The organism is Salinispora tropica CNB-440, assembly GCF_000016425.1.
GTDB classification, from domain to species: Bacteria; Actinomycetota; Actinomycetes; order Mycobacteriales; family Micromonosporaceae; genus Micromonospora; species Micromonospora tropica.
This window is the reverse complement of record NC_009380.1, coordinates 743056-761140: the sequence shown is the minus strand read 5'-3', so window position 1 is coordinate 761140 and position 18085 is coordinate 743056. Positions and strand designations below refer to the sequence as shown.

Below are 18085 nucleotides of genomic sequence, written 5' to 3'. Positions count from 1 at the left end.
CGGTCACCACATGAACTGCCCCCCGTCCACGATTAGCTTTTGCCCGGTCAGGTATCTGCTTGCCGGCCCCACGAGGAACTCCAGGGCATCGGCGACTTCCTCGGTGGTGCCAATGTGGCCCCGGGGGATCTCCGCGACCACTGCCGCCCGGGCAGCTGGGTCGTCAAGCCGGAACCGGGTCACTAGCTCGTCGGTCTCGGTCATGCCCGGGATCAAGCAGTTGACCCTGATTCGGGGCGCGAGCTCCAGCGCTAGGCACTTGGTCAGCTGCAGCAAGCCAGCCTTGCTGGCGCAGTAGTTCGCGCCGTTGAGGCGGGGACGGATGCCAGTGGTGGCGCCCACGTTGACGACGACGCTGTCGCCCTCGGCCCTCAGCATCGCCGGCGCGAACTCGCGGGTCAGATGGAATACGCCGGAGAGGTTCGTGTCCAACACCCGCCGCCAGTCCTCGGTCGACATCTGCAGAAATGGCCGATCGATATTGATTCCCGCGTTATTCACCAGCACGGTTGGCGGACCGTGCGCGTCGAGTGTCGTCTTGACGGCTGCGCCTACCGCGTCAGCATCAGCGACGTCCAGCCGGACCGGGTGGAACGCCTCGCCCAGTTCCGCAGCCGCCGCTGCCGCCGCGAGGGCGTCATCGCGGTACAGTGCGACTACCCGATGGCCCAGCTTTACCAGGCGGCGGCTGAAGGACAGACCGATGCCCCGGGTGCCGCCGCTGACGACCCCCAGCGGCCTCATCGCAGCACCGCCCCGGAGGCTCGACCAAGGAACGGTGTCACCTCGTCGACCAACTGCGGCAGGCGCTCGGGGTCGAAGACATCGAAGTGGCCTGCGTCGAGCCGTCCGGCACTTAGATCCGGCGCGAGCTCCCGCCACCGGGCTTCGGCCTCTGCCCGAAACGTGAACTCCTCGTCGGTGCACATCAGCATCAACACGCGGCCCGGGTAGGAGCGGTCGGCCCGATAGCTCGCGAGGGCAGCGACCTGCGTGTCGAAAACCCGTCGGACCCGCTCGACGGTCGCCGGGTCGGGGCGCGGCCCGAGCATCCCGATGATGGTTTCGCGGACGCGGGCGTCCTCCTCGGCCGTGGCACGGCGCGGCAGCGGCGACGCGTCCACCAGCACTAGGTCGGGCTGGTACCCCCATTCGGCCAGCCGCACGCACAGCTCCCAGGCCACTGCGCCACCAAGGGACCAGCCAAAGACAGCTGCCGGGACCGTCTGGTCCGCGGTCAGCGCCCGCGTCGCCGCATCGGCCATGTCGGCGATGCTGACTTCCGGTTCCTCGTCGGGCAGTAGGCCGGCCGCGCGTACCACCGCGACGTTATGGGTTTTGCCGATCGCCGCGGCGAGCCGCAAGTAGGGGTGCAGCCCACCACCGGCGCCCGGCAGCAGCACGCACGCGGGCCGGGTGCCCCGCCGCAGCAGGGAAACCAGCCGGCCGGGCAGCCTGGTCGTCATGACGTCACCGCCGCGTCGCCGCCCCCGCCCGCCCGGATCAGTTCGGCAAGGGTGGCCACGGTCGGCGTGGCGAAGAAGTCGACCAATGGCACCGCCACCCCGTAGTGCTCCTGCACCTCGGCGAGGGTGGTAAAGATGTTGAGCGAGTGGGCGCCGTACTCGATGAGTGGACGGTCCGGCTGGATGCCCTCGACATCGAGTACCCTGCCCCACAGCCCGGCTAGGTCCCGCTCCAGTTCGTCGGCGTAGGTGACCTCACCAGTGTCAGCGCTTTGTTGATCGACCAGCAGCTCGTCGGCGAGCCGCAGGAGGGCGTCCCGGTCAGTCTTGCCGGTCGGTGTCGTCGGAACCACCTCGACTGCAAATATCCACAGCGGCCGCATATAGACCGGCAGTGCCGTTGCCAGCCGTTGACGGACCTGCTCCGGGTCGAAAGTGGCGTCGGTGTCGAGACGAACGATCAAGCCGAGTTCCCGGTCGACGCCGCTGCCCCGGACCAACGCGACCGCCTGTCGAACGCCATCGACTTGGTTCGCGACGGTTTCGATCTCGCCCAACTCAATTCGGTATCCCCGGATTTTGACCTGAGTGTCCATCCGGCCCAGGAAGACCAGGTCACCGCGGTCGTCGCGTACTACGAGGTCCCCAGTGCGGTACATGGTTCTACCGGGGGTGCCCGAAAAGCGGTCGGGCACAAACCTCTCGACCGTGCTGTCCGGGTCGTTGATGTATCCGTCGGCGGGGCAGTCTCCGCCTAGGAGCAGCTCGCCGGCGACGCCGGGCGGGGCGAGGTGGCCGGTTACGTCGACCACGTATGCGCGTACCCCTGGGTACGGCTGACCGATCGGCATGTGGGTCGGCCATACCGAGTCCCGGTACGACAGCCGGTGCGATGTCACCGCGTGGGTTTCGGTAGGGCCGTACAGGTTGACCAGGGTGCAGTGCGGGTGGGCGAGAAAAAAGTCGCGGATCTCGTCGTCGACGGTGAGTTGTTCGCCCGAGACGCAAACGTAGCGCAGCGCCGGCAGTCGAGTGTCCCTGGCGGCGGCGATCTGCACCAAGGGCCGCAGCGCCGCGACCGGTAGATAGACGTGCGTCACCTCGGTGGCGGCGATCCGAGTGAGCATGGCGGTGAACATCCGCCGGTCGGCTGGCTCACGGGAGACCACCGTCCCGCCGGCGGCCAGAGTCGGCAGGATCTCTTGGAAGGAGACATCGAAGCCGAGCGGGGCGTATTGGAGAAAGCGGGTCTCGGCGTCCATGGATAGGGCTGCTATCTGCCAGCTTGTCAGGTTGGCCAGCGGTCGGTGCCCCATCTGGACGCCCTTGGGCTGCCCGGTGGAGCCCGACGTGTACATGACATAGATCGGGGCCGTAGGGTCGGCCAGCGAGTCGGGCACCGGCTGCGTCGCGGCGGCCAAGTCCGCCACCGTGACTGTGGGCACGCCAGGCACCACCGTCTCGCCGACGATGAATTCGCAGCCGGCCCGCCGGACCATGTACTCCAGCCGTTGGGCGGGCAGGCCCGGATCCAGGGGAAGATACGCCGCGCCACGGCGCAGGATGGCCAAGATGGCCGTGACCGTGTCGCACAGGGTCATCGCGGCGAGGCCCACCACGGCTCGAGGGCTGACGCCGTGCGCAGCGAGGCCGGCGTTGATCCGCTCGGCCTCAGCTACCAACTGGCCGTAGTTCAGTTGACGGTTCGGGTCTTCGATCGCAGGGGCGTCGGGCCGCCGCCGAGCCGCCGCCGAGACCCAGTCCCATGGCGTGTCGCCGTTCAGCGGGCTGATCCAGCCGTCGGAGCGAACGCTGGCCGCGCCAGAGGCGTCGGCGAAGAGGTCACCGAGCCGGCGCGAACCGTCGCGGACCGCCCAGCGGACGGCATCACGCAGCGAGGTGAGCAACCCGTCGGCGACCACTGGCGCGATGAGCTGCCGGTCGTATTCGATTTCGAGCAGCCAGCGGCCGTCGACCGGCGTGGCGCCCAGCCAGAGGTCGAATTTGGCGGTGCCGTTGCCGGGCTCCAGAACCCGCAGCACGGGTCCGTCTGGCTCTGGCGTGAAGGTGTCCTGCATGGCAAGCATCGCTGAGAACAGCGGGTTGCGGTTACTAGATCGGTCGGGCTGCACGTCGGCGACGAGGCGGTTGAAGGTGACATCCACATTCGCACGACAGAAGTCGATGGACTCCCGAACCACTTTGCCAAGATGCTCGTCGACCGTGCGGCCCCACTCCACGTCGACGGTGACCGGAAGCGTGTTGACGAAGAAGCCGCCGAGTTCGAACGCGCCGATCGTGCGGCGGGCCATGAATGGGCTGCCGACCAACACGCGGGATACGTTGCCGTGCCGGGCCAGTACCGTGCCGTAGATACCGGAGAAGAAGACAAACGGTGAGATCTCCAGCCGTCGGCAGGTTTCCGATAGCGCGGCGGTCTCGTCCTGGCTGAGGTGCCAGCCGACGCGGGCGCCGGTGAATTCCGTCTGCACGGCGCGACCAGGCAGGGGTGCCAGCACAAGCGGCGGGACCTCCCGCAGCCGGGCCGCCCACTCTCGAGACCGTTCGACGACACGGTCGGAGGTGGCGGTGCGGTTCTGCGCCGCCAACTCCTTGACGAAGGCCGTCTCGCGGGCGCTGCGCCGCTGCTCGATCTCCGCCCCGGCGAGGCGTCCGGACAGCGCCTCCTGAAGGTCCCGTACGAGAGGTCCCATCGAAACGCCGTCGAGGATGATGTGGTGGTCGCACATGAGCACCGCTACGCGGGGCTCATCGAGGCAGCGAACGACGGCGAAACGGTAGGCGGGGCCGTTGGCTAGGTCGAATTCAGGTCGGCCGATCCGTCGTTGAGCCGCGCCGACCGCCTCTTCGAAGTCACGCTGCCGGGCCGTGACCCATTCGAGCGGAAAGTCCTGCGGCCCCGGGGGCGGGGTGAGTCGGACGTGCATTTCGGGTAGCAGCCCGAAGACTTGACGCATGGCTGGCTGGACTGCGACCACTGTTACGAGCGCGCGCTCGATCATCTCGTCGGGGACCGACGGGTCGATGTCGAACCGGACGAGCTGGTTGTATACAGCGCGCCCTGGCGAGCGTTCATTGACGACCAGCAGCCCCTTCTGCGACTCGGTGATCGGCAACCGCGCCGGGGCGGTTGCCGTCGCGAGCTTCGTCCCGGCAGTCGTGGTCACCGTGCGCCTCCTCCGGTTTCGGCGCCCACGGCGCTCAGCTCGTGTAGCCACTGCTTGAGGTCACCCACGGTGCGGAGGTCCACGAGGCGGGTGGCGTCGATCTCCGCGTCGTCGTCGTTGGCCAGCTCGACGGCGAGTCGCAGCAGGGACAGCGATTCGAGACCCGCCTCCAGCAGGGGAGTCGAGTCGTCGAAGGCCACCGACGCGTACTTCGCGATCGTCTGGTCGAGGTCGGCTGGAGTCGTCATCCCTGCTTCCGTTCGCTGAGGTCGACCGCGCCGATCGATTGCATCGGACAGGGGGCGGCCGTCGTCTAAGTGGGCTGACTGAATTTGCGCTTGGAATTTCAAGTCCGAGCATCCTGGCCCCGATGTTGTCTCGATGTTCTTGGGATGGAACGTCAATGGTTGCTACATCGGTGGGTGCTGCCAACTTCTCCACATACGTGGAGTGGGCGACACAAAAAAGCTGGTTATCGCTGAAGGTAGGACGACGGGGTGGTAATGCTGCCTTAGTCGCCCAGATCAGGCAGGCTTGACAGAATTCTCGCTACGCATAAAACGAGTCGTCGGCGGGCGTATCACCTGTAGCTCGACTCTGTCCAGCAGTTGCATGATCATATACGTGTGTGGATAGACACACCCCTTCGTATGACCTATGGTGCTATCAGTTGCTACACAGAGTATCCACGGAAGGTACGAAAGGGACCTTTCGCTGTTGATCAACAACCTGCTGATGCACGCACGACATGCCATCACCGCCCGGCCAGCGAAAGTCGGCGACCCTGTATCAGTCCTAGCGGCTAGTCAATCTAAAATCGCGCGGCGACGACGGGTGGGATCGGTCAACCATCCGTCCGATATTCCCTGTCACTTGACTGACAGTGCAACTGGGTAAATCGTGCTTATCTGACTTCCATGTGGAGTGCACGATTCGTGGTGGATTTACGCTCACTATTTTAACTCAAGACTGTGCGAGGGATTGTCGTGGCCACAGCTCAACCCAAACTGCAGGCAGATCCGCACGGAGCCAGACGAAACGAATGGATTCTGGTCGTCTTCACGGGCACCACGAACATCGCTGACGCGGTGGCCCGGATCGCCCTCCCGCTACTCGCCGCCCAGATTAGTCGATCACCCATCGTAGTCACCGCCGTCGCAGCCATCATGAGCCTGCCGTGGCTGGTAGCGGCGCTGCATATCGGGGTGCTAGTTGACCGGATGGACCGACGAGCCCTACTGATGGCTGCCGAGATCGCTCGGATGCTCTCCGTTGGCGCGCTCCTTGTCGCCGTGCTCACCGCTACCCCCACCCTGCTACTGATCTACATCGCCGCTCTCGTCATCGGCCTGGCGGACGTGGTGGCCGGGATCTCCGGAGTCTCCATCGTCCCGTCGGCTGTACCGAAACATCGGTGGGAGACCGCCAACGCACGAATCACAGCCCTTGAATACCTCTTCAACGGCTTCGCCGGGCAGCCAATCGGCGGCTTTCTCGTGGCGATCGGATTCGGCCTAGCCCTCAGCGTCACCGGCTTCGCCTACGTCGTCGGCGCGATCTTGCTACTCCTGCTGGTCGGCAACTTCAAGGTGGCTGCCCCGCCCACCACCCACAAGCGATCGGTCAACAAGGACATCCGTGAAGGCCTCCGGTTTCTTTGGCAGCACCGGTTGCTTCGGACCATGGCGCTTCTCATCGCCATCATGGCCGGCTGCTGGGCGGCCTGGCTCGCCCTCATTCCGGTCTACGCCGTCGGTGGTCCGCTCGGACTCGATGAACGGCAGTATGGCTTCCTACTTACCTGCCTCGGCGCAGGTGGGGTCATCGGTACCGTCATCGTCGGGCCCGTCAACCGCTGGATTGGCCGGCGTTGGTCGATGTTCACCGACATCATCGGCGCTTTCGGACTCGTAGCGGCTCCCGCGCTGCTGCCCGCAGCACCGTCCAGTGCCTGGATCGTCGGTGCCGCAGCATTTGTCGCTGGCGCTGGTGGCACGATGTGGACGGTCAACTCACGGTTCATCACCCAATCGCTGGTGCCAGCCGACATGCTTGGCCGATTCAGCGCGGCCAGCCGCCTCGTGGCCTGGGGCATGACCCCGGTCGCGGCGATCCTCGCCGGCATCCTCGCCCAGATCTTCTCCTACCGAGTGGCGTTCGGCTTCTTCGCCGTCCTCTGCGTGCTGCTGATCTATCCGTTCTTCAAGGTAGTGACACGAGAGCGGATTGCGGAGGTCGACGGCCCGACCGGAGCCCCCGCCACCCCGGCGCCCCGCGGGGAACAGGACGGGAACACGGGCACCACCGACGACGGTGAGGACCTGCCAGAGACAGCAACCACTGGCGGCTCTCGGTGAACGTAGACAATCTCACCCTATTCCAGGGGTTCGCCGACGTCGTCCGTCGCCATCCCGACTCCCTAGCGTTGCGCGTCGCCGGACACCAGCTCACATACGCCGAACTCCTAGACCACGTCGAACGGCTGGCCACCCGACTGGTCGAACTGCATGGCCAACCGCCTCGGACCGTTGGGCTCTGCGCGTCGCGCAGCCTCGCGGCATACGTCGGATATCTGGCCACGCTGCGGCTGGCTGCGACCGTCGTACCGTTGGGAGTCGATGTACCAGCGGAACGTATTCGACGCACCTGCGCCCACGCTGGGGTAGACGCCCTACTCGCTGACGACGCGGGCCGGCGGGTGGCCGACGAAGCAGCCGGAACGATCAAGGTTCTGTACCTGCCTGACACCCCGGAGCACCACTGGTACGACGTACCCACTCAACGGTGGACGGAACCATACGTCGGGGACCCCGAGGACGTCGCCTACATCCTGTTCACCTCCGGCTCCACCGGAACGCCCAAGGGAGTGCCGGTCCGCCACCGCAACCTCATTCCCTACATGGCGCACTGCATCGAGACATACCAGGTGCAGCCGGGGGCAAGCCTGTCGCAGACCTTCGAGCTGACCTTTGACCCATCGGTATTCGACATGTTCGTCACCTGGCTGTCCGGAGCGCTGCTGGTGGTCGCCGCGCCTAACGATCTACTTGCACCCATCCGCTACGTCAACGACAACCAGATCACCCACTGGTTCTCAGTACCGTCAGTGATCTCCCTCGCTGGCCGCCTGCGAAGCCTGCGTCCTGGCAGCATGCCCAGCCTGCGGTGGAGCCTCTTCGCAGGCGAGCAACTCACCCTGACCCAGGCGCGGGCGTGGGCGGACGCCACGCCCGGCAGCACCCTGGCAAACCTGTACGGGCCTACCGAACTAACAGTCACCTGCACCCGCTACCAACTTCCTGCCGATCCCGCGCGGTGGCCGCGAACCAGCAACGACACCGTTCCTATCGGGCGTGTCCACCCACACCTGGAGGGGGTTTTGCTCGCACCCGATGGGACCGCCGGCAACGAAGGCGAGCTTTGCATACGGGGCAGCCAACGGTTCGACGGCTACCTCGACCCCGCCCAAAACCATGGCCGATTCGTCGACCACACCGACGGCCGGACGACCCAGGTTGATCGGCTGCCCGGCCCACAGAACTGGTACCGGACGGGGGACCGGGTCCGCCAGGAGGATGGCGAACTGGTCCACCTAGGCAGGATCGACGACCAGGTCAAAATCCACGGATACCGGATCGAGCCGGGCGAAATCGAGTCAGTCCTGCGCCGACATCCGAGCCTGCACGAGGTCGTTGTCCTGGCGGTGCCCGCCCGCGCAGGTGGAGTAGAGCTACACGCATTGTATACCTGCGACTCACTGGCGGAGACGGCGCTAGCTGGGCTGGTGGCCGAGCACCTGCCGCCTTACATGGCACCAACGCAATACCACCACGTCGAATTCTTCCCGGTCAACGCCAACGGCAAGGTCGACCGCCGTCGCCTCGCGGCCGACGTGGGGTTGGTCTGAGCGGCAGCTATTCCACCGGGCTCACGAATCGAGAGCAGAAATGCCGATCACCCGGCAAGCATCACCCGCCCGCCCGCGTTTCCGGTTGATGGGACCGATGGAGATCTACGACGGCGTTCAGTGGCAGGGGATCGGATCCGCCAAACAACGCGCGTTGCTGGCGGTTCTACTGCTTAAAGCCAACCAGGCGGTATCGCTTGAACAACTGATAGCTGAACTCTGGGACGATCATCCGCCGACCTCGGCCAGCAACCTGGTCGCCGGGTACGCCTGGCGGCTGCGCCGTGCCCTCGACGACCGCGACGGCGAGTTCCTGACCACCCGCAGCCCCGGCTACCGCCTGGTGGTCGCTGCGGAGTCAATCGACATTGGCGAGTGCAAACGGCTCATCCGGCAAGCCCACGCCGACCTCGCGGCCGGCCTGCCGGAGGCCGCCGTCGAGGGGTTCGACGCGGCGTTAGCGCTATGGCGCGGCGTCCCGCTAGCCGACGTCCGACCTACCCCGCTAGTGACAGCTGAAGTGGCTCGCCTGGAAGAGACCCGGATCGCGACGGTCGAGGCGCGCATCGGTGCGGAGCTCGAGCTGGGCCGACACGGCATGCTGCTGCCAGAACTCAAGGTACTCGTCAACCAGCACCCCCTGCGAGAGCGCCTGCACGCCCAACTGATGACTGCCCTGTATCGCGATGGACAGCAGGCAGTCGCCCTGGGCGTGTACCGCGACCTGCGGCGGCTGCTCGTCGACGAGTTAGGCATCGAGCCCAACGTGTCGCTACGAAACCTCGAACAGCGGATTCTTCGCAACGACCCGTTGCTGCGGCTGTACCGCGACGGAGCCCATCCACCCGCCCGGACGACTACGTCCAGCCCGCTGGCCAACCGGTTCCCCACCGATCCGGTGGCCCTATATGGTCGGCGTTCCCAGCTGGACAGGTTAGTCAGCGGGGTGCGGTCCGGACGGCTGGGCCTGGTTCAAGGCCTAGCCGGGGCTGGCAAAACCGCCCTGGCAGTGCGCGCCGCCCACGAACTGAGCACACAGTATCTCGGCGGACCGGTGTTCGTGCCCATGGGCGGGGGCACGCCCGACGGCCCGGTAGAGGCCGCCCGGGTGGTAAGTGTCCTGGCCAAAGCACTCGGGCTATCGCCGCCGATAAGCGACCACCCCGCGTCGGACTGGTCAACCCTGCTGACCGGCCGTCGGATCCTGGTCGTCCTCGACGACGTGGCAACCGCCGCGCAGCTACGTGTCCTCGGGCCGGTGCCTGTTGATTGTGCCTTGATCATCATCTCACGGTCCGGATTGACAACCCTAGATGGCGCCTTTGGCGTCTATGTTGGTTCGTTGGACACCGAGGACGCGCTCGACGTCCTTCGCTACCACCTCGGTGCCGAACGGGTGGACGCCGAACCCGAGGCAGCGCGGACTCTGGTGCAGCGCTGCGATGCGCTGCCCCTTGCCTTGCGGATAGCGGCTGCCCGGCTTCAGACTCGGCAGAGCTGGTCGCTGACCGCGTTCGTTTCCCGGCTAGCCGACCCTGCCTGTCGACTCGATGCTCTGGTCTGCGAGTCGATGACGATGCGGGAGTCGCTGGCAGCCGCAGTGCGGGTGCTTGCGCGATACGGCGACGGCGTAGCGCGGCGCGTGCTGCGTCTGCTCAGCCGACTCAACCAGGACGCCGTCAGCGTGTCACGGCTCGCCGAGCTGTCGGGTCAATCGATGGCCGCCGCAGAGATCGCTGCTGAACACCTGGTCGATGCAGGGCTTGCCGAGGCACTACCGAACGGGCACTACTGGATTCCCGAACTCGTTCGCGCCTACGTGCGTGAAATGGACCCATTGTGCAGTGTGACCAGTCCGTTGCCCTGCAAAGCCAGCGTCCCCCCCACGTCCGCCCGGCCGAGCGACTAAGCGACGGTGAGTTCCGTGCCGGTGACCGGTTATGCGACGGCGATAGCCTCGACCTCAATGATCCACTCGGGGTCGAAAATGCCGGTCACGATCACCGTCAATGCAGGGCGATGGGTGCCGAGCACCTCGTTACGGACCTGGGTGTTGACCTCGGCGAACCGGCGATCGGCCAAGAAGGTGGTGACCTTGACCAGGTTGTCGACGCCCATACCGGCGTCGGCGAGAATCGCCTGGATGTTCTGCCAGACCAGTCGGCACTGCGCCTCGGGAGCCGTCGGAACGTGGCCGTCTGGAGTCTGCGGGATTTGTCCGCTGATGAACAGCATCCGCCCGACAGTCTGGACCTCCAGCGCGTTGTGGTAACCGCCCTTGGCCTCCGGCACCGACTCGGGGTTGATAGGCCTCATCTGCATGGTGTCGATCATGTGTAGTCCTTCCGATTGTCCGGGTGAAGCCGGATCACGGAATGCGACCTTAGTCTAAAGGTCGTCCAGAAGCCTCGATCCCGGGCGGAACGGGACCACGTCAGTCTTTCTAGCACCCAGAACCGCGTCCGAGCCAGCCATCCGCGCCCCAGTAGCAAAGATCATCACGTGCGCTGGCAGTCGACGGCTACGCTTCTCCCGACACCGGTCCGGTTGATCGCGTTCTCGATGAGGTCCCGGAGGAACCGGGCCGAGAGCACCCCCAACCCGATGGGGTCGGTCAACCGGCCCGAAGACTGCCCCGGTGACGTCACGACCGGCAACCGTACCGGCCCCGGCCAACCGCGCTCAGCGCACCACGCTGACCTGCACCGATGCCCTATCTGAACAGCAGTGGGCCGATACCTGGGCGGCAGGGGGATCAGCGTCCGCCACACCACCGGCAAGGAGATCTGGCTGATCGCGGTCAACTGCCTGCTGTTCCCGTTCGCAGTCTGGCTGGCCGCCGAGCACGTGTTCGGTATCCACGGCCCCTGGCTGACCTATCTCGTCCTCATCGCGGCGATGCCAGCACCACAGAACCTGTTCATCGTCGCGCAGCGCTACCGCGTTGACGTCGAGATGTCGGCCACACTGGTGGTGAAGAGCTCGATGGCGGCACTACTGCTGCTGCCGCTCTGGATCCACTGGACGCAATCAGGGTGACCTCGCTCCCCGACCACGCCTGCACTGCGCACCCGAACCAACCCACCCACCCGACGACTCGTCACTCAATCTGGGTCATCTCGTTGAGTACGAATTCGTCCACCTTGCCGGCGGTCGCCGCCGCGTACGCCTGTAGGTGTTCGGCGTTCATATGGGCCTGCCACAGGTCGCGGGACTCCCAGTTCTCATAGAAGACGAAGTGGGCCGGATTGCTAGTGTCCTGGTGCAGGTCGTAGTTGATGCACCCCTTCTCTCCCCGAGTAATCGGGATGAGCTTCTTCAGCTCCGCCTTGACCAGGTCCACCTGGTCCGGCTTGGCGTGAATGTTGGCAACAATAGTCAGGCGTGGCATCTGGTACTCCTGGTCGCCTCGTCGTTCATTTGTGGATACCTCTTCACGCTAGCGGAGGAGCCCGCTCCCGGCCCAACAAGCCCACCAGACGAGAGCCCGAACTTGATCACACATCCATACACGGCGACGGGACTCATCCGCCTCACGGTCGGACCGCCGCCGCGTGGACGGACTTCACCGCCTCGACCACGACCGATGGGACCTCGTCCTGCACCCAGTGGCCGTGGGTGGTGTCCCGCCACTGGCCGACGACCGCGTGGGGGTTCCACTCCGACAGAAACCGCTCCAACGGATACCAGTAGGCCGCACCGGTCTCGTCGTCAACGCAGTTGGTCCGGGTGGTGACCTCCTCGGTCTCCGGACGGTAGCCGGGCATGCAGAGTTCCCGTTCGCCACCGAGGATCGCCAGGTCGACCTTGTACGGCCCGAAGGCCGTATCGTCGCCGAAGGCGAAGAAGACCGGCTTCGACCGCAGCGTGGCCAACTCGCGGTCGAGCTGATCGAGGAAGGCGCCGTCCGCGACGGTCGCCGTGGCGGAGATGTGCACGGGCTGGCTCACCTCCGGATAGCGCAGCTCGTGCGGGGGATCCAGGGTGAGGTAGGGCCCCCACATCGCGTCCCGCAGTGCCGCGTACTCCGCCGATCCTTCCACCGCGTTGCGTTCGGCGACCCCGATCGCACCGCGGCGGATGAGCTCGCCCTGCGTGTAGAACTCTGGTTCCAGCTGCGCATGGCGCCCACGGTCGTGCACCGCGTGCATGAATCCGGTCTGTCCCTGCTCGATGTGGTCGAGCTTCCACGCCCAGGTGTTCATCAGCACGAGACCACGCACCTTCTCCGGGGTGGCGACTCCGGCGGCCAGTCCGATGGGTCCGCCCCAATCCTGGAGTACCAGGTAGAGATCGTCCAGGGCCAGGTCGGCGATGAAGTCCCGCAGCACCGTCGTGTGCGAACTCGGCATGTAGTCGAACTCGCCGGTCCCCGGTTTGTCCGAGAAGCCGAAACCGAGGTGGTCGACCAGGATCACCCGAAAGCCAGCCGCGCTCAACGGGTCGACGATTTTCCGGTAGATCATGCTCCAGGTGCCGTTCCCGTGTACCGCCAAAACGGTACCCTTGGGCGCGCCGCCCGCCGCTGGCGGCACATCCACATAGTGGTATGCGAACCCACGCCACTGGTAGACCTCTGACGGGAACGGATAGACGCTCTCCGCGACCGGAAACGGCCTCTCCCATTCCGGGGTAGCCCTGCTGTCTCGCTCCAATTCGCCCCCGCCGGTGGCGACTGCCAGGGCGGCGAGGGCTAGTACTACCGACCCCACGAGGAGGCGAACAGAGAATTTCCTCGACATACCGCTCACGGCAATCTCCCCAATCCCAACCCAAGTCGGTGGAGAGCAGCACGACGACGTCAGCACACCGGCCGACGAACCGCTCCCGTCGTCCCGAGCCTAGGAACGCGGAGTGCTCCTGGAAATACGGCGAACCAGCCAGTCTTTACTGGGGAAAGCCCTACCCAAGTCGGTAGCGCGATGTGGCCTACTGGCCACGAAGGCACCCTCAGCGAGACGATGTCCAGCGTTGCTGATGCAGCCGTTCGATGCCATCGAGCAACAGGTCCAGGGCGAACTCGAACTCGAACTGGTCGTCGCAGCCACGCCCCACCACCGACGAACCGTCGTGGGACGCCACCACGGCGATCTCGGCGAGGTTGGGGAATCGGTCGGCGAACTGCGCTGGTCGGGCCGCCGGCGGCTCCGGACTGGTCGCGCCGGTCCGGCCGGCGTTCCGCGCGGTGTCGAAGAGTTCCTGGCTGAAGCCCAGGGTGCGGCTGCCCATCGCGTGCATCACGTGGTGGGCAAGGTCAACGGAGAAGCCGCCATTTCGGAGCGTGCCGACCATCGAGTCGAGGTAGGCGAGGATGGCCGGCGTCGGCGTCTTCCGCGACTCGATGGCGAGGGACACCCAGGGGTGACGCTGCAACACCCGCCGCGCGGAGAGAATTCGCTCCCGGACCGCGTGCTTCCAGTCAGCGTCGGCCACCGGCGGGTCGATCTCGCCGATCACCACCTCGATCATGCCGGCAACCAGTTCGTCCTTGTTGGCCACGTGCTTGTAGAGAGCCATCGGCACGACGCCCAGGTCCTGGGCAAGGTTGCGCATGCTGAGGGAGTCGGTCCCGCCCTCGTCGGCGAGGGTGACGGCGGCCCGCAGGACTCGCTCTCTGCTCAGCGGCGTTCGGCGAAGCACCTCGTTCTGCTCAGCCATCTCGTTCCTCGTCTCCAGCGATGGTGGAAACCTTAACCGCCTTGACGGGTGTACGGCGTACACCCTACCCTGTTCGGACAGCAGCGTACGCCGTACACCTTGGAGTGGAGAATGCAGGCCATCGTGCAAGACCGATACGGCTCGTCGGAGTCCCTCACCCTCGCGGAGGTTGACCCGCCGGTCCCCGCCGCCAACGAGGTGCTGGTGCGGGTCGAAGCCGCAGCCCTCAACGCCTACGACTGGCATGTGATGCGCGGCGATCCGCGGATGGCACGACTGGCGCTGGGCCGGTCAAAGCCTCGGGCACGCATTCGGGGCCGCGACTTCGCCGGCGTGGTCGCATCCGTCGGCGCCCACGTTCGGCAGTTCCGTCCCGGCGACGCGGTCTTCGGTGACCTCGGCGACCCCAACGGCGCCTTCGCCGAGTACGTCCGCGTACCCGAAGCCCTGGTCGCACCGAAGCCGACGAACCTGACGCCGCAGCAGGCCGCCGCCCTGCCCCTCGCCGGCGTCACCGCGCTCATGGGGCTGGCGGACATCGGGCAGGTCGTGCCCGGCCACCGCGTCCTGATCAACGGTGCCTCCGGCGGCGTCGGCACCCTCGCCGTGCAGCTGGCCAAGGCGCTCGGCGCGACCGTGACCGCAGTGTGCAGTACCCGTAACGCCGACCTGGTCCGCTCTCTCGGCGCCGACCGGGTCGTTGACTACACCCGTAGTGACTTCACCGACGACCCCAACCCGTACGACGTCGTATTCGACCTGGTCGGCAACCGCTCGCTCACCGCACTCCGGCGAGTCCTGACCCCCACTGGGACGCTGATTCTCTCCGGTGGCGGGGTCTACCGCGGCGGTAGCCTCGTCGGACCGGTCTGGCTCATTACCCGCGGGCGACTGCTGGCGCCCTTCGTCCGACACCGCATCGCCGTTCTCACCACCGCGCCCAGCCGGAAGCACCTCGACGTGCTCCGCGACCATGCCGAGGCCGGTCACCTCACCCCGGTCATTGACCGAAGCTATCCGCTCCACGAGGTGCCCGAGGCCCTTCGGTATCTCGAGGGCGAACACGCGCGGGCGAAAGTAGTGATCACTATCTGAGGCGTAACAAGTGCCATCGAGGGTAGAAGCCGGGTGTGGCGGAGATCAGTGACTATGCGTTTCTGGGCGACTGCCAGGGCGCGGCGTTGGTGTCGTCGGACGGTTCCGTGGACTGGTGGTGTCCACCGCGGTTCGACGGGCCAAGCGTCTTCGCGCGCCTCCTCGGCTCCGCCGGCGGCCACTGGTGGATCCGACCGCACGGGCAGTACACGACGAGCCGCTGCTACCTCGACGGAACGATGGTCGTCCGGACCGACTTTCGTACCCAGGACGGGGTGCTGCGGCTGACCGATGCCCTCAGCCTCGGCATCGGGGAACGCGGTCACCAGATCGGCCTCAGCTCGCCGCACGTCCTCCTGCGCCGGGTCGACGCAATCGCCGGCACGGCACAGGTGGCGGTCGAAGTGGCGGCCCGGCCCGAGTACGGCCTGGTCAGCCCCACCGTCTCCGGCGCCACGACGGGGATCGAGATCTCCGGCGGCGCCGATCGACTCACCCTTACCAGCGACCACGACCTGACCGTCGACGGTTCCCTGGTAACCGGAGAGTTCAGCCTCGCCGAGGGAGAGAGCGCGGTGTTCGCGCTGCACCACCGACGGTCCACCGACCCCCCGACCGTTCCTCTCGACGGGCGTGCCGCGCTGCGGGACACCATCGCCGCCTGGCGGTCCTGGGACCGCCTCCACCAGGGCTACCAAGGGCCTTATCAGGAGCAGGTCCGACGCAGTGCCCTCGTGCTGCAGGCGCTGACCTACCAGCCGACCGGAGCCGTGATCGCCGCCCCCACCACGTCCCTGCCCGAGGAGGTCGGTGGCGAGGCGAACTGGGACTATCGATTCGGCTGGCTCCGCGACGGCGCCTTCACCCTGAAGGCGCTCTGGGTCGCCGCCTGCCCGGACGAGGCGCACCGGTTCTTCGACTGGATGGCCGAATCGGTGGGCGCGGTGGAGGCGGAGGACCATGTCCCGATCATGTTCGGCGCGGGTGGCGAGCGTGATCTGACCGAGCACACCCTCGAGCACCTTGAGGGATACCGGGACAGCCGCCCGGTCCGGGTCGGCAACGATGCCTGGCGACAAAAGCAACTCGACGTCATCGGCGAGGTCATCGAGTGTGCCTGGGTCCTGCGGGACCAGCTCACCGAGTTGTCGCCCGCCGCCGCCGGCCTGCTCCGTTCCCTGGCCGACCGGGCCGCGGACACCTGGCGGGAGCCCGATGCCGGAATCTGGGAGGGGCGCGAGGGTCAGCGGCACTACCTGACCTCGAAGGTGATGTGCTGGGTGGCCCTCGACCGGGCCGTCAAGCTCGCCGGACTTCTGGATGCCGAGGCGAAGGTCCCGCGGTGGTCGGAGGCGATGGCGCAGGTCCGCACGGCGATCCTCACCGAGGGGTGGAACAGCTCGAGCACGGCGTTCACCGGTGCGTTCGGCTCCGACCACCTGGATGCGGGGGTCCTGGTCATGCCCATCCTCGGGTTCCTCCCCGCCGACGACGACAAGATCCTGGCCACGGTGGATGCCATCGAACGAGACCTGGTCCAGGACGGTCTGGTGCAACGCTGGACCAGGGCCGGGGACGAGGGTGCCTTCATCATCTGCTCGTACTGGCTGGTCCAGGCCCTGGCTCTGGCCGGGCGCGTCGATCGGGCTCGGCAGGTCTTCGAGACCGTCACCGCCCGGGTGAACGATCTCGGTCTGCTCGCCGAGGAGATCGACCGACGCGACGGGCGCCTGATCGGCAACTTCCCCCAGGCGTTGTCCCATATCGGTCTGATCAACGCCGCCTGGACCATCGGCCAGGTCGAGGCAGCAGGAACCAAGAGGGTAGGAGGTTAGCCGCACCCTCGGTGTGGCCGCAGGAAGGCGGATACCTGCTTCGGCGTGGATGGCGACGGCCGATGCCCGTCGACGTCATGGCAGTCAAGGGAAGGAGCACGTTGATGAGCGGACGACTGATGGGCAGAACTGCGATGATCACCGGCTCGGACTCCGGTATCGGGCAGGCCACCGCGATCGAGTTCGGCCGGGAGGGTGCCGACGTGGTGGTGCACTACCTGCATGACCACGCGGGGGCGAGCCACACCAAGGCCGAGGTCGAGAAGGCCGGTCAGCGAGCCGTGGTGGTGCAGGGCGACATCAGCGTCGAGCACCAGGTCGAGGCGATGTTCGACGAGGCCCTGGCGACGTTCGGAGAGCTGGACATCCTGATGAACGACGCCGGGGTGGACGCTTCCGGCATCCCGGTCGTCGACCTGGACACCGATACCTGGGACCACGCCATCCGCACCAACCTGTACGGGATGTTCTTCTGCTGTCGGCGGTTCGTCCGGCACCGCCGCGACCATGGCGGACACGGAAAGATCATCAACATCACCTCCATCCACCAGGAGGTGGCCCGAGCCGGCGGCGCCGACTACGACGCCAGTAAGGGCGGCATGCTGGAGCTGGCCAAGAGCATCGCCCTGGAGGTCGCCCCGATACACATGAACGTCAACAACATCGGGCCCGGCATGGTACTCACTCCGTTCAACCAACGCGCGATCGACGATCCGCAGTACCTGGAAGAGCAGGTGCAGTCGATCCCGTGGAAGCGGGCCGCCCAGCCGGAGGAGATCGCGAAGCTCGCCGTCTTCCTGGCCAGCGACGACGCGAACTACGTCACCGGGTCGACCTACTTCATGGACGGCGGGCTCATGCAGAACCAGGGACAGGGCGCATAGCGCTGGCTCCGACGCGCGGAAGCGGTTGACCTCAACCACGGTTGAGGTTTTA

The 18085-nt window shown here is 66.3% G+C and carries 14 protein-coding genes and 1 pseudogene; 7 read left to right on the top strand and 8 right to left on the bottom strand.

The genetic code is table 11. The annotated features are described in order from the left end of the window. Positions 1 to 3: 3 nt before the first annotated feature. Genes STROP_RS03415 through STROP_RS03400 form a run of 4 tightly spaced genes read right to left on the bottom strand, consistent with a single transcriptional unit; the run spans position 4 to position 4902 of the window. Positions 4 to 744 carry an SDR family NAD(P)-dependent oxidoreductase gene (locus STROP_RS03415; protein ID WP_011904586.1) on the bottom strand — a complete coding sequence of 247 codons (741 nt, stop codon included), beginning with the start codon at positions 742 to 744 and terminating at the stop codon, positions 4 to 6. After that, positions 741 to 1466, bottom strand: coding sequence for an alpha/beta fold hydrolase (locus tag STROP_RS03410; protein ID WP_011904585.1), 726 nt, complete (start codon positions 1464 to 1466; stop codon positions 741 to 743). The genes STROP_RS03415 and STROP_RS03410 overlap by 4 nt, the downstream gene beginning before the upstream one ends. Beyond that, positions 1463 to 4654, bottom strand: coding sequence for a non-ribosomal peptide synthetase (locus STROP_RS03405; RefSeq protein ID WP_011904584.1), 3192 nt, complete (start codon positions 4652 to 4654; stop codon positions 1463 to 1465). The genes STROP_RS03410 and STROP_RS03405 overlap by 4 nt, the downstream gene beginning before the upstream one ends. Further along, positions 4651 to 4902, bottom strand: coding sequence for an acyl carrier protein (locus STROP_RS03400; RefSeq protein ID WP_011904583.1), 252 nt, complete (start codon positions 4900 to 4902; stop codon positions 4651 to 4653). The genes STROP_RS03405 and STROP_RS03400 overlap by 4 nt, the downstream gene beginning before the upstream one ends. Positions 4903 to 5640: 738 nt before the next feature. Between STROP_RS03400 and STROP_RS03395 the strand changes: the two genes are divergently transcribed. The 3 genes from STROP_RS03395 (at position 5641) to STROP_RS03385 (ending at position 10470) form a co-directional block, all read left to right on the top strand. Then, positions 5641 to 7011 (top strand): MFS transporter, encoded by a 1371-nt coding sequence (locus STROP_RS03395; protein WP_011904582.1) that lies wholly within the window; start codon positions 5641 to 5643, stop codon positions 7009 to 7011. Further along, positions 7008 to 8561, top strand: coding sequence for an amino acid adenylation domain-containing protein (locus tag STROP_RS03390; protein ID WP_011904581.1), 1554 nt, complete (start codon positions 7008 to 7010; stop codon positions 8559 to 8561). Before STROP_RS03395 ends, STROP_RS03390 begins: the two co-directional genes overlap by 4 nt. Before the next feature lie 97 nt (positions 8562 to 8658). Beyond that, the gene (locus tag STROP_RS03385; RefSeq protein ID WP_018833474.1) at positions 8659 to 10470 is read left to right on the top strand and encodes an AfsR/SARP family transcriptional regulator; all 1812 of its coding nucleotides are present in this window, start codon (positions 8659 to 8661) and stop codon (positions 10468 to 10470) included. A 29-nt stretch (positions 10471 to 10499) separates the two neighbouring features. Here STROP_RS03385 and STROP_RS03380 read toward each other — a convergent pair whose 3' ends face one another. After that, positions 10500 to 10883, bottom strand: coding sequence for a RidA family protein (locus STROP_RS03380; RefSeq protein WP_238380273.1), 384 nt, complete (start codon positions 10881 to 10883; stop codon positions 10500 to 10502). Positions 10884 to 11285: 402 nt separating this feature from the next. On the opposite strand from STROP_RS03380, the pseudogene STROP_RS03375 reads away from it, so the two are divergent. Beyond that, a pseudogene (locus STROP_RS03375) lies at positions 11286 to 11600 on the top strand (AEC family transporter); the annotation flags it as partial. 61 nt (positions 11601 to 11661) lie between these two features. Here the strand turns inward: STROP_RS03375 and STROP_RS03370 are convergent. The 3 genes from STROP_RS03370 to STROP_RS03360 all read right to left on the bottom strand — a co-directional run bounded on the left by STROP_RS03370 (position 11662) and on the right by STROP_RS03360 (position 14219). Next, positions 11662 to 11952: a putative quinol monooxygenase gene (locus STROP_RS03370; protein WP_011904577.1), complete on the bottom strand. Its 291-nt coding sequence runs from the start codon at positions 11950 to 11952 to the stop codon at positions 11662 to 11664. A 142-nt stretch (positions 11953 to 12094) separates the two neighbouring features. Then, positions 12095 to 13273 carry an alpha/beta fold hydrolase gene (locus STROP_RS03365; RefSeq protein WP_080516562.1) on the bottom strand — a complete coding sequence of 393 codons (1179 nt, stop codon included), beginning with the start codon at positions 13271 to 13273 and terminating at the stop codon, positions 12095 to 12097. Positions 13274 to 13511: 238 nt separating this feature from the next. Further along, the gene (locus STROP_RS03360; RefSeq protein WP_011904575.1) at positions 13512 to 14219 is read right to left on the bottom strand and encodes a TetR/AcrR family transcriptional regulator; all 708 of its coding nucleotides are present in this window, start codon (positions 14217 to 14219) and stop codon (positions 13512 to 13514) included. 111 nt (positions 14220 to 14330) lie between these two features. Between STROP_RS03360 and STROP_RS03355 the strand changes: the two genes are divergently transcribed. From STROP_RS03355 to STROP_RS03345, 3 genes are all read left to right on the top strand, one after another. Further along, positions 14331 to 15314 (top strand): NAD(P)-dependent alcohol dehydrogenase, encoded by a 984-nt coding sequence (locus tag STROP_RS03355; protein ID WP_011904574.1) that lies wholly within the window; start codon positions 14331 to 14333, stop codon positions 15312 to 15314. A 35-nt stretch (positions 15315 to 15349) separates the two neighbouring features. Then, positions 15350 to 17149: a glycoside hydrolase family 15 protein gene (locus STROP_RS03350; RefSeq protein ID WP_011904573.1), complete on the top strand. Its 1800-nt coding sequence runs from the start codon at positions 15350 to 15352 to the stop codon at positions 17147 to 17149. Positions 17150 to 17253: 104 nt separating this feature from the next. Continuing rightward, positions 17254 to 18033: an SDR family oxidoreductase gene (locus STROP_RS03345; protein WP_011904572.1), complete on the top strand. Its 780-nt coding sequence runs from the start codon at positions 17254 to 17256 to the stop codon at positions 18031 to 18033. Positions 18034 to 18085 lie beyond the last annotated feature (52 nt).